Annotated in this window: 11 protein-coding genes and 2 pseudogenes; 6 read left to right on the forward strand and 7 right to left on the reverse strand. The window is 63.9% G+C overall.

Annotation, left to right across the window (positions count from 1 at the left end):
• Nucleotides 1–168: 168 nt before the first annotated feature.
• On the reverse strand, nucleotides 169–1305 hold the full coding sequence (locus tag G3436_RS20085) for a sterol desaturase family protein (RefSeq protein WP_163948583.1): 1137 nt from the start codon (nucleotides 1303–1305) through the stop codon (nucleotides 169–171).
• Between the two features lie 261 nt (nucleotides 1306–1566).
• Between G3436_RS20085 and G3436_RS20090 the strand changes: the two genes are divergently transcribed.
• From G3436_RS20090 to G3436_RS20100, 3 genes are read left to right on the forward strand one after another with little or no spacing between them, the layout of a single operon-like run.
• Entirely contained in the window at nucleotides 1567–1998 is a 432-nt protein-coding gene (locus G3436_RS20090; RefSeq protein WP_163948585.1) for a DUF411 domain-containing protein, read from the forward strand.
• A gap of 10 nt (nucleotides 1999–2008) precedes the next feature.
• Complete coding sequence (locus tag G3436_RS20095) at nucleotides 2009–2443, forward strand: YqaA family protein (protein ID WP_163948588.1); 435 nt, start codon at nucleotides 2009–2011, stop codon at nucleotides 2441–2443.
• Between the two features lie 58 nt (nucleotides 2444–2501).
• Nucleotides 2502–3500 carry an alpha/beta fold hydrolase gene (locus tag G3436_RS20100; protein ID WP_163948591.1) on the forward strand — a complete coding sequence of 333 codons (999 nt, stop codon included), beginning with the start codon at nucleotides 2502–2504 and terminating at the stop codon, nucleotides 3498–3500.
• Nucleotides 3501–3511: 11 nt separating this feature from the next.
• Here G3436_RS20100 and zapE read toward each other — a convergent pair whose 3' ends face one another.
• From zapE to G3436_RS20115, 3 genes are all read right to left on the reverse strand, one after another.
• Complete coding sequence (gene zapE, locus G3436_RS20105; RefSeq protein ID WP_163948594.1) at nucleotides 3512–4621, reverse strand: cell division protein ZapE; 1110 nt, start codon at nucleotides 4619–4621, stop codon at nucleotides 3512–3514.
• A gap of 84 nt (nucleotides 4622–4705) precedes the next feature.
• Nucleotides 4706–5854, reverse strand: coding sequence for a PQQ-dependent sugar dehydrogenase (locus tag G3436_RS20110; protein ID WP_163948597.1), 1149 nt, complete (start codon nucleotides 5852–5854; stop codon nucleotides 4706–4708).
• Between the two features lie 29 nt (nucleotides 5855–5883).
• The gene (locus tag G3436_RS20115) at nucleotides 5884–6183 is read right to left on the reverse strand and encodes a hypothetical protein (protein WP_163948599.1); all 300 of its coding nucleotides are present in this window, start codon (nucleotides 6181–6183) and stop codon (nucleotides 5884–5886) included.
• A 204-nt stretch (nucleotides 6184–6387) separates the two neighbouring features.
• Between G3436_RS20115 and G3436_RS20120 the strand changes: the two genes are divergently transcribed.
• Nucleotides 6388–6855, forward strand: coding sequence for an LEA/WHy family protein (locus G3436_RS20120; protein WP_338001296.1), 468 nt, complete (start codon nucleotides 6388–6390; stop codon nucleotides 6853–6855).
• A 15-nt stretch (nucleotides 6856–6870) separates the two neighbouring features.
• Here the strand turns inward: G3436_RS20120 and G3436_RS20125 are convergent, their stop codons facing one another.
• Nucleotides 6871–7125: a hypothetical protein gene (locus G3436_RS20125; RefSeq protein ID WP_043861131.1), complete on the reverse strand. Its 255-nt coding sequence runs from the start codon at nucleotides 7123–7125 to the stop codon at nucleotides 6871–6873.
• Nucleotides 7126–7256: 131 nt separating this feature from the next.
• On the opposite strand from G3436_RS20125, the gene G3436_RS20130 reads away from it, so the two are divergent.
• A complete protein-coding gene (locus G3436_RS20130) occupies nucleotides 7257–7577 on the forward strand; it encodes an ElaB/YgaM/YqjD family protein (protein WP_163948602.1) in 321 nt (106 codons plus the stop codon).
• A 55-nt stretch (nucleotides 7578–7632) separates the two neighbouring features.
• Here the strand turns inward: G3436_RS20130 and G3436_RS20135 are convergent, their stop codons facing one another.
• On the reverse strand, nucleotides 7633–8259 hold the full coding sequence (locus G3436_RS20135) for a response regulator transcription factor (RefSeq protein WP_163948605.1): 627 nt from the start codon (nucleotides 8257–8259) through the stop codon (nucleotides 7633–7635).
• A 14-nt stretch (nucleotides 8260–8273) separates the two neighbouring features.
• Nucleotides 8274–10072: pseudogene (locus G3436_RS20140) on the reverse strand (PAS domain-containing sensor histidine kinase).
• 196 nt (nucleotides 10073–10268) lie between these two features.
• Between G3436_RS20140 and G3436_RS20145 the strand changes: the two are divergent.
• Nucleotides 10269–11192: pseudogene (locus G3436_RS20145) on the forward strand (AMP-binding protein); the annotation flags it as partial.

Below are 11192 nucleotides of genomic sequence, written 5' to 3' on the forward strand. Positions count from 1 at the left end.
CGCGACCGGCACCGGTAATGATGATCACGTTGTCCATGGATACTCCTGACCCCCAATGGCTTTCACCTGGGCAAGGCTAACGCAGGCGGTGGCGGCAGGCAAAGGGCTATCAAGCGTTGCAACACCACTGTGCCCTGCCAGCCACCGGATATCCGTGGTGCAAGCCTTTCAGGGCTTGGGCTCGGGTTTCTGCAAGGGGTACAGGTGCTGTCGCACGATGCCTTCAGGCAGTTCCTTGCCGAATACGCCGTAACGGGTCGGCCATTCCTTGCGCGGTAGCTTGAACGTGCCGAACAGCATGTCGACCAACGGCAAGTGGATCGCGTAGTTCTTGTAGATGTAGTCCTTGTGCCGGGCATGGTGCCAGTGATGGTAGCGCGGCATCACCAGCACGTAGTTCAACCAGCCCCCATCGATGCGCACATTGGCATGGGCCAATACTGCCTGCACCCCCACCAGAATCACGTAGGCATTCATCGCCTGCGGCGAGAAACCCAGCAGGATCAAAGGCACCAGCACACCAGTGCGGGTCAGCAGGATTTCGCAGAAGTGGATGCGCGACCCCGCCAGCCAATCCATCGCGGTGCTCGAATGGTGCACCGCATGGAACCGCCACATCCACGGCACCACGTGGTACAGACGGTGCAGCCAGTACTGGCCAAGGTCGGCAACGAACACCGCCAGCAAGAACTGCACCACGATCGGCAAGCTCTGCACCTTGGCCTGCAAGGTCTCAGACAACACCCAACCGGCCAGCCAGCTGGACGACGCCGTGACGAAAATCAGGATGAACTGCACCAGCATGTGGCTGACGAAAAAGTAGCTCAGGTCGGTACGCCATTGCGGGCGCAGGATGTTCTGTTGCGAGTCCTTGGCGTAGAGCTTTTCCAGCGGGATGAAGATCACCGCCGACACCAGCAGCGCCAGCACGAACCAGTCCAGGCCCAGCGAATACGGAGTCTGGCCGATGGTTTTGGTCTGGATGTTGGTACCGCCAAGAAACACCGCCAGGCCCGCCGCGCTGATGCCGGTGATGCCCAGGCGCTTGCGCCGGTTGAGCAGGATGTTGAGGGTGCCCAGGCTGAAGGCCAGCACCAGGCCGATCAGCAATAGCGTACGGGCGAACTGTTCACTGTAGACCTTGCGAAACTCGCCGAAGGTGAGCCACTGCGGAAACAGGAAGCACAGCACCGCCAGCAGGCTGAGCAGGCCAAGCATCGCCGACAGGTAGCCGCTGATGCGCCCTTCACCCAGTTTGAACGGCTCGTGACCGTGGCGTTTGAAGTAGGCCTTGATTGCCTGCATGGGTCATGATTCCTTGATTGACGAGGGCAGTCCGTTGGCGACAACCGCGAGGATAGGATCCAAACGGCGTCGTCCGAGGTTAGAGGTGCGACGTCTCCTACAGGTCACGCAGATAGCGCCCTACCTTACAAATCTGTAATCCACGTCTCAGATTGCTGTCAGCTTCACCCCGCTATGCTCCAGCAATGAGGCCGGTTACCCTATCGACCGTCGTCCATTCGAACCAAGGGCCACCCACACCGGACGGCCCGGAGATTGCGCATGTTCAAGCACCCGTTCATTGCCGCTGGCCTGCTGGCCCTCAGCACCCTGGCCCAGGCGGCCCAGACCATCGATGTGTACCGCGACCCCAATTGCGGTTGCTGCAAGGAATGGATCAGCCACCTGCGTGATAACGGTTTCACGGTCAATGACCATGTCGAGCCGAACATGAGTGCGCTCAAGCAGCGCCTGGGCGTTGCGCCACGCCTGGCGTCGTGCCATACCGGGGTGATCGACGGCAAGTTCGTCGAGGGCCATGTGCCGGCCGAGCAGATCCAACTGCTGGGCAAGCGCCCCGACCTGCGCGGCCTGGCGGTGCCGGGCATGCCGATGGGCTCGCCGGGCATGGAAATGGGCGATCACAAGGATGCCTACCAGGTCATCGGCCTGACGCAGGACGGTACCGACGAAGTACTCGCCAACTACCCGTGAGTCTTGCCGCATGCTGAGCAGCTGGGGGCTGTTCCTCAGCGCTTTTGGCGCCGCCACGCTGCTGCCGCTGCAATCGGAAGCGGTGCTGGTCGGGCTATTGCTGCACAGCCCCCACGCCTGGCTGTGGTGGCTGCTGATCGCGACCGCAGGCAACGTGCTGGGCTCGATGGTCAACTGGCTGATGGGGCGCGGGATCGAGCACCTGCGCCACAAGCGCTGGTTTCCCTTCAGCGCTGCACAGCTCGAAAGGGCCCAGCAGCGCTACCAGCGCTACGGTCAATGGTCGCTGTTGCTCAGCTGGATGCCGGTGATCGGCGATCCGCTGACCTTGATCGCGGGGATCATGCGCGAGCCCTTCTGGCGCTTCGTGTTGCTGGTGACCCTGGCCAAGGCCGGGCGCTATCTGGTGCTGGTGCTGCTGACCCTGGGCTGGGTGCACCGCTGAACGTTGCAGCAAGGCCTGCTACAGTCCGGGGCTGCCCCACCCACCCTGGAGTGTCCCGATGCTGCGCGTACCCGCCTTTGCCCTGGCCTGCCTGATCAGCAGCCATGCCTTCGCCGACAAGGCGCCGACCTACGGCGAACACCTCGAAGCGTTCCCCTCGCCCTTTACGGTGCAGCACTTTGCGCTGCAATCCCAGGGCCAGGCGCTGCAGATGGGCTACCTGGATGTAGCCCCCGAGGGCACCGCCAACGGCCGCACGGTGGTGCTGATGCACGGCAAGAACTTCTGTGCCTTTACCTGGGAAGACTCGATCAAGGCGCTGAGCCAGGCCGGCTATCGGGTTGTGGCGGTCGACCAGATCGGCTTCTGCACCTCAAGCAAGCCCGCCCACTACCAGTACAGCTTCCAGCAACTGGCCGACAATACCGCGGCCCTGCTCAAACAGCTGAAGGTGGACAAGGCCATCGTGCTCGGGCATTCCACTGGCGGCATGCTTGCCACTCGCTATGCGCTGATGTACCCGCACCAGGTGGAGCGCCTGGCGATGGTCAATCCGATCGGCCTGGAAGACTGGAAGGCCCTGGGCGTGCCCTATCGCACCGTCGACCAGTGGCATGCGCGCGAGCTCACCCTGAATGCCGAGGGCGTGCGCAACTATGAGCGCAGCACCTATTACGCCGGGCGCTGGAAGCCGGAGTACGAACGCTGGGTGCAGATGCTGGTGGGGTTGAACCGGGGGCCCGGGCACGCAGCGGTGGCGTGGAACTCGGCACTGATCTACGACATGATCTTCACCCAGCCGGTGGTCTACGAGTTCAAGCACCTGCAGATGCCGACCCTGTTGCTGATCGGCGATGCCGACACCACCGCCATCGGCAGTGACGTCGCCGCGCCTGAGGTCAAGGCTCGCCTGGGGCACTACAAGGTACTGGGCAAGCAGGTGATCAAGGACATCCCCCAGGGCACGCTGGTGGAGTTCCCAGGGCTTGGCCATGCGCCACAGATCGAGGCGCCGGAGCGTTTCCATCAGGCGTTGCTGGGGTGGCTGGCAGGTTGATCGGCCCCCCTTCAACAGAAGCGTTGCAATTGCATCTCCCGCAGACGGCTGAGCGTACGCCGGAACGGGAACTCCAGGTACCCTTGAGTGTAGAGTGCTTCGAGCGCCACTTCGGCTTCCACGTACAACGCCACGCGGCGGTCGTAGCACTCGTCGACCAGCGCGATGAAGCGCCGCACGCTGTCGTCATGGATCGACAGCTGCGGCAGTTCGCGGTCACCGGCAACCACACGCTGAGCGCCATCTTCGGTGCCGCGGGCGATCTTTGCCTCGCGCTGGCGGGCGCCAAGCGCGGGCACATCGCTGAGCACGATGGCACTGCAACAGTCGCACAGGGCCATGAAGTCCATGGCCGCCAGCGGCTGTTCGCACAACTCTGCATAGGTGCACCACACCACCGAAGCGCTGCGGCGTACCACCTTGAGCGTGCGGTAGCCCAGGTTGAGGTCATCGCTGCTGGCCGGTTGATCCCCGCGTAACTGCTCGAACACCGGCACCAGTGCGCTGGGCTGACCAGGTGCGCCCACCCAGTAGCGCTGCAATGCCGCGCCCGGGTGCAGGCGATGGTCCTGGCCACCGTCCACGGTGACCACGTGCATGTGTTGCTCGATGGCGGCAATGGCCGGGACGAAGCGTGCACGATTGAAGCCGTCGGCATAAAGCTGCTGCGGCGCCACGTTGGAGGTGGCGACGATCACCACGCCGCTGTCGAACAGCACCTGGAACAGGCGTCCGAGAATGATCGCATCGCCAATGTCGTTGACGAACAGTTCATCGAAGCACAGCACGCGGATCTCTTCGGCCAGCGAGTGTGCCAGGGCGTGCAAGGGGTCGGCGGTACCATTGAGCTGAAACAGGCGCTGGTGCACCCAGCGCATGAAATGGTGAAAGTGCTGGCGGCGTGCGGGCACTTGCAGGCAGCGGTGGAACTGGTCCATCAGCCACGTCTTGCCCCGCCCGACCGGGCCCCAGAGGTACACGCCACGGCCGATCTCGCCACCTTGCAGGGCTTCGAAGCAGGCCTGCAGGCAGTCCGCCGCCTGCTGCTGAGCGGTATCGGGCACAAAGCCGTCATGCTCGATGGACTGCTGGTACAGCGACAGCGGGGTAAGGCTGGACATGCCGCGGGCCTGTGCAAAAGCCCAAGGGTAGCATTACAAGGGGGCTGGTGGCGCTTGCGCCTTCTGCGCCAAGCGCCGCCGCCGTTACTGCTCCAGCCCCACCTTGAGCAGTGCCCCATCCGTCTCGTCTGTCAGCACATACAAGAACCCGTCAGGCCCCACCCGTACGTCCCGGATTCGCGCCTTCAACTCGCCAAGCATGCGCTCCTCATGCACCACCTTGTCACCCTCCAGTTGCAGACGGATCACCTCCTGCGCCGCCAACGCACCAATGAACACGCTGTGGTCCCAGGCCTTGAAGCGTGGGTTGTCATAGAACGCCATGCCACTGATCGCCGGCGACTTCTCCCACACGTGCAACGGGTCGACCGCACCTTCGACACGCTTACCCTTGGCTTCAGGGATCGGCAGCAACGAATAGTTGATGCCGTGGGTCGCCAGCGGCCAGCCATAGTTCTTGCCCGGTTTGGGAATGTTGATTTCGTCGCCGCCACGTGGGCCATGCTCGTCGGTCCACAGCTCGCCCGTCCAGGGGTTGAGCGCCGCGCCCTGCTGGTTGCGATGGCCATATGACCAGATCTCGGGGCGCACGTGGTCCTGGCCGACAAACGGGTTGTCCTTGGGCACCTGGCCGTCAGGCAGGATACGCACCACCTTGCCCTGCAACTTGTCGAGGTCTTGCGCGGTAGGCCGTTGGTTGTTCTCGCCCAGCGCGATGAACAGGTAGCCATCGCGGTCGAATACCAGCCGCGAGCCGAAGTGGTTGCCGCTGGAGAGCTTGGGCTGCTGACGGAAAATCACATTGAAGTCTTCAAGGCGTACGGTGTCGGCCGAAAGCCGGCCGCGACCCACGGTAGTACCGGCCGTGTCGCCCTCGCCGCCGCCCTCGGCATACGACAGGTACACCATGCGGTCCTGCTTGAACTGCGGTGACAGCGCCACGTCGAGCAGACCGCCCTGCCCCTTGGCCCACACCTGCGGTACGCCACTGAGGGGCGCGCCGACCTTGCCGTCGGCACCGATAATGCGCAGGTTGCCCTGACGCTCGGTAACCAGCATGCCCTGACCGTCCGGCAGGAACGCCAGCGCCCATGGGTTTTTGAGGCCGGTGGCCAGGGTACTGACCTTGAGCGAGCCCTCCTCGCTGGGAAAACTGCGCTCAGGTGCTGCAGTGGCGGCCAACGGCAGCAGTGCGACCGCGCAGAGAGTGACTAACCAGGTGCGTGAAGACATGACAGGTTCCTTGCTATGAGCCGTGGCAATCAAGGCGTGCGCGTGGATTCGCGCGGTGGGCGGGTGGGCTCCAGGCGTGGGGCCTGTTGCTCACGACGCAGGTTTTCGCCATTGCCAATGCCACGGTTGTCCAGGGTAGGCGGGCGCGGTACGGGTTGCGTGGAAGGCCCAGGCAGCACCGGGGTGGAACGCACCGTGCCCTGCTGGGAGTTGGAGTTGGCCCGGCGCACCGGGTCGTGGTACGGATTACCGGGCTCTGCCGCCTGCGCCGGCATACCCAGCACCATACTCAGTGCTGCGCCGACCAAGGCCGGCAACCATCGGTTCATCGCGTCGTTCTCCTGCGCTGCTCGGTGGGGCCTTTCGCGTTGGATAGCCTACGGCGCAAGAGGTTCGCGGCGAAAGCCGCGAGGTCCGTGGAGATGATTCAGATTGTTACGTCAACACTGCGTCTTTCAACTGCGCCGGGCATTTGCCACACTCAGGGCTAACCCCGAACCGGAGCCCCGCCCCATGCCCCTTACCGTGCGTCAATTGTTGCGCTGTTGCCTGGGCCTGACACTGGTATTGGGCCTGAGCGCTGCTCATTGCTGCAGGGGCGCGACCCGGTCACGGTCAGCGTGATCGGCATCGAGCCACTACCGGGCCAGGAACTGGAGATACGCATGGCGATCAAGCTGCGGGTGCAGAACCCGAATGAAACGCCAATCGAGTACAACGGCGTGGCACTCAACCTGGAGGTCAACGGCCAGCCTCTCGCAGCCGGGGTCAGTGACCGACGCGGCGTCATTGGCCGCTATGACGAAGGGATCGTGAGCATACCGGTCAGCATCACGGCGTTTTCGATGCTGCGCCAGGCGGTGGGGCTGAGCCGGGTACGCGACCTTGACGGCATGCCCTACGTACTGCGCGGCAAGCTGGCCGGGGGTGCCTTTGGCACGCTGCGCTTTACCGACCACGGGCGCCTGCAGTTGCCACAACCGGCCGATACCACCTGGTAGCGGCACCCACCGAGGCTACTTGGCCGCCGCCATCAGCTTGTTGACTTCGCTGCGCACCATGTTGGCAAACTCCGGTGGCGACATGCCGTCCAGTTCGGCGCGCACCCATTCGGCCCACTTGCCCTTGCGCCGCGGTTTCTCGCTGATCAACCGGGCGGCCTCGGCCTTGGCCTTGCCCAGGTTCGATTGCCAGAGCTCGAACAATCGCGACTTCTCGTCTTCGATCTGCGCCCGTTCGGCGAAGCTCATGTTGGCCAGATTGAAACTCATGGGGGTATTCCTGCCGCTTGAAAATGGGCGCTATCTTACACCCTAGCCACAGACCACCGCCAAGGCGCTGCAACTTTCCGCGCACACAGGCATCCATTGAACAGTCACCATCATTCAACGAGGAAGTGTACATGGCCAGGAAAAGCACCGTGCAAGCCGATGCCGAGCAGATCAAGGATCAAGCCTTCAGTGAGTTGCAGGCATTGATCGAAGAATCTGAAAAGCTGCTCAAGGACAGCGCCGCACTGGTCGGCGAAGAAGCCGAAACACTGCGCGCGCAGGTGGGGCTCAAGCTCAAGCAGGCCCGTGATGCCGTGGGCGGCGTACGCGAGAAGGCCAAGCCGGTGGTCGATGCGACCCAGGATTACATTGGTGGCCATCCGTGGCAGACCGTGGCGATTTCCGCAGGCTTCGGGCTGGTGGTGGGGCTGCTGCTGGGACGCCGCTCCTAACACCCTTTCGCCGGCAAGGCCGGCTCCTAGCGGGGCCCGCCTGCCGGCGTCACCCTCAACGCAGTTGCAACGGATCCACCACCCCGCACGCCACGGCCATGCCCACCAGGTCCGGGAGGTGTTCGGCGTGCATACGCTTCATCACACGCGAACGGTACAGGTCCACGGTCTTGACGCTCACCTGCAGTTGCTCGGCGACCTGCCTATTCGTATAGCCCTGCACCAGTGGCACGAATACATCGCGCTCGCGCGGGGTAAGGCTGTCGATACGGGCCTGCACCTCGTCACGCTGACGACTGCTGACCTGTACTCGCGATGAACGGCCCAGTGCCTCTTGCACGCTGTCGAGCAGCAACTGGTCGTTGTAGGGCTTCTCGATGAAGTCGATCGCCCCGGCCTTGAACGCTCGCACCACGATCGGTACGTCGGCATGCCCGCTGACGAAAATCACCGGCACCTGCGCGCCCCTGGCCCGCAAGGCTTCCTGCACGCTCAGCCCGCCCATGCCCGGCATGCGCACGTCCAGCAGCACACAGGCTGGCAATGCCACCTCGCACGCGGCCAGAAAAGCCTGGCCACTGGTGAACGGCAGTGCCTGCAAGCCCACCGACTCCAGTAGCCAGACGGTGGAGTCGAGCATGCCTTGGTCGTCGTCGACCACGTAGACCTTAGGTTCCTGCATGAAACTCCCCTTGTTCATACTCGCGCCACCGGCGCCAGCCGACAACACAAAATCAATCCGCCCGTATCACCGGGCTGCGCATGCAGCGTACCGCCAAAGCCCTCGACAATACTGCGGCTCATGCTCAGCCCCAGCCCCAGGCCATCGGGCTTGCTGGTGGTAAACGGGGTGAAGATCCCGTCGAGCTGTTCGCCAGCGACCCCCGGCCCCTGGTCAATCACCTGGATCTGCAGCCAGCCGGCCGCCTGCTCAGCACTGATAAGCACGTGCGAAGGCTGGCCCGCATGCCGCTCGCGGTTGGCATCGATGGCATTGCGCAGCAGGTTGAGCAGCACCTGTTCGAGCAGCACCCGGTCGGCATACACCGACGGCAGGTTGTCGAGCATGCGCTGCTCGATCGTCACCTGGGCCTGGGCGGCTTCCCAGGCGCACAGGCGTACTGCCTCGCGGGCCACATCGGCGACGTTCAACGCCTGGAGGCGGCGCGGCTCCTTGCGCAGAAAGGCACGCAGCGCTTGATCACTTCGGCGGCATGGGTGGCCTGTTCGGCAATACGCTGCAAACCTTGGGCAACCCGTGCGGCTGCTTGCGGGTCACGTCCCAGCGCCTGCAGGTAGCGCTGGCTGGCACCGGCATAGTTGAGCACTGCCGCCAGTGGCTGGTTGATTTCGTGGGCGATACCCGAGGCCAGTTCACCCAGGGTGACCAGACGCGCCGTGTGCGCCAGTTCATCCTGATGCCGGCGCTGCTGGCGTTCGCGCAGCTCGCGCTCGGTCATGTCGCGGGCCACCAGCGAATAGTAGCGCTCGCCGCCGGTGGCACGGTGCGCCAGCAACACCAGCGACACCGGGAATGCTGCGGTGGCGTTGTAAGGCGTCAGGCGCGCCTCGCACTGCCATACCCCTTCGCGCTCCGCGCATTGCCAGCCCTGCGTGTCCAACTGCCGCAACGCCTCGGCGTCGAGCAGTTCGCGCAGCATCGGCACCGACTCCACCTCCAGCAGCGCCAGCGCACGACGCGCCGACCGGTTGAGGTAAGTGAGCCGACCGGCCGGGTCAGTGAACATCACCAGGTCGGTGTTGGCTTCGACGACTTCGGCCAGGCGTCGACGGTTTTCCTGGGCCTCGACGCGCACCGTGATATCCCGCGAAACGCTGACGATTTCCACCACGGCGCCGGTATAGGTTTCGCGGATCGCACGGCTGGCGATCTCGAACCACAGGTCGCGACCGTCACGGTGGCGCACCCGACAGGTCATGGTCTGGTAGCCATCCTGCTCGAGTGCCTGGGAGGCCTGCAGCAACGACTGCTGGCAGTCCTGAGGATGCAACAGTGACTGCACCGCCACCCCGCGCAACTCCTCGGGCCAGTAGCCGAGCAGACGGAACGACGCCGGCGAGGCGTCGAGAAAACAGCCGTCGGGGGTATGCCGGGAGATCAGGTCGGTGGTGTTTTCGGTGATCAGGCGGTACAAACGACGTGCCTGGCTGGCGTCGCGCTCGGCCCAGCATTGCACCGAGGCGTCGCGACAGCGCGCCAGTACCTGCTCGCTGCCTTCAAGCGGGATGAAGGTCCACAACAGGATCTGCTCACCGACACGCGCCTCGACCTCGACAATCGCTCGCTGCTGCTGCAGGCAAGCCTGCACCAGTGCCACATGGTTGGCGGGCAGCAAGGTGGTGACGCAGGGTCTGGGCCAGCCGTGGAGCAACGCCTGCACCGCCGGATTGGCAGCCACCGCCTGGGCCGATACATCAAGCACCACCACAGGTTGCGGATCGTTGACCAGCAAGGCTGAGAGAGGAAGGATCACGTCTGGCTCCGTTTTTATAGTACTTATACCATATTGCTATAGTCTATCTTCCAGGTAGCATGGACAACAGCGTAAATATGTAACACCGAAGGCGCCCCTGCTGTCGCCTTCACGAAACCTGATCAGAGCTAACAATCAGCCATCGGAGGTTTCAGCCAGCGCCCGGTCGCGGCTGCCTCCTGCACAGGATACGTTCATGTCGATCTTCTCCCAGGGCCTGCAGCCCGCCACCGTCAACCATGTCGCGCTTTCCCCGCTGAGCTTCATCGAACGCACCGCAGCGGTCTACGGTGCCTACCCGGCCGTGATCCACGGGGCCATCCGCCGCAACTGGCAGGAAACCTACCAGCGCTGCCGGCGCCTGGCCAGCGCGCTGGCTGGCCGCGGCATCGGTCAGGGCGATACGGTCGCGGTGATGCTGCCCAACATCCCGGCCATGCTGGAGGCTCATTTTGGCGTGCCGATGAGCGGTGCCGTGCTCAATGCGCTCAATGTACGCCTGGATGCCGAGGCCATCGCGTTCATGCTCGAGCACGGTGAAGCCAAGGTGCTGATCACGGACCGCGAGTTCCACACGGTGATCGAGGCCGCACTGGCACTGATGGCGCATCCGCCACTGGTGATCGATGTGGACGATCCGGAGTACGGCGAAGGTCGCGCAGCCAGTGAGCTGGACTATGAAGCCTTTCTCGCCGAGGGCGATCCCGAGTTCGTCTGGCAGTGGCCCGAAGACGAATGGCAGGCGATCTCGCTGAGCTACACCTCGGGCACCACCGGCAACCCCAAGGGCGTGGTCTACCACCACCGCGGTGCCTACCTCAACGCGCTGGGCAACCAGATGACCTGGGCCATGGGCAACCACCCGGTGTACCTGTGGACCTTGCCCATGTTCCACTGCAATGGCTGGTGCTACCCATGGACGGTCACGGCGCTGGCAGGCACCCATGTGTTCCTGCGCCGTCGACCCGCAAAAAATCCTCACGCTGATCCGCGAACACCAGGTCACCCATCTGTGCGGTGCGCCGATCGTGCTCAATGCACTGATCAACATGCCCGACTCGGCCAAGGCGGCCATCGATCATCCAGTCAACGCCATGGTCGCTGGCGCGCGCCGCCGGCC

The organism is Pseudomonas brassicae, assembly GCF_010671725.1.
Taxonomy (GTDB): Bacteria; Pseudomonadota; Gammaproteobacteria; order Pseudomonadales; family Pseudomonadaceae; genus Aquipseudomonas; species Aquipseudomonas brassicae.

Coding starts and splice junctions, on each gene's coding strand:
- G3436_RS20085 (WP_163948583.1), bottom strand. CDS start 1,305: ATGCAGGCAATCAAGGCCTACTTCAAACGCCACGGTCACGAGCCGTTC.
- G3436_RS20100 (WP_163948591.1), top strand. CDS start 2,502: ATGCTGCGCGTACCCGCCTTTGCCCTGGCCTGCCTGATCAGCAGCCAT.
- G3436_RS20135 (WP_163948605.1), bottom strand. CDS start 8,259: ATGCAGGAACCTAAGGTCTACGTGGTCGACGACGACCAAGGCATGCTC.
- G3436_RS20115 (WP_163948599.1), bottom strand. CDS start 6,183: ATGAACCGATGGTTGCCGGCCTTGGTCGGCGCAGCACTGAGTATGGTG.
- G3436_RS20110 (WP_163948597.1), bottom strand. CDS start 5,854: ATGTCTTCACGCACCTGGTTAGTCACTCTCTGCGCGGTCGCACTGCTG.
- G3436_RS20095 (WP_163948588.1), top strand. CDS start 2,009: ATGCTGAGCAGCTGGGGGCTGTTCCTCAGCGCTTTTGGCGCCGCCACG.
- G3436_RS20125 (WP_043861131.1), bottom strand. CDS start 7,125: ATGAGTTTCAATCTGGCCAACATGAGCTTCGCCGAACGGGCGCAGATC.
- zapE (WP_163948594.1), bottom strand. CDS start 4,621: ATGTCCAGCCTTACCCCGCTGTCGCTGTACCAGCAGTCCATCGAGCAT.
- G3436_RS20130 (WP_163948602.1), top strand. CDS start 7,257: ATGGCCAGGAAAAGCACCGTGCAAGCCGATGCCGAGCAGATCAAGGAT.
- G3436_RS20090 (WP_163948585.1), top strand. CDS start 1,567: ATGTTCAAGCACCCGTTCATTGCCGCTGGCCTGCTGGCCCTCAGCACC.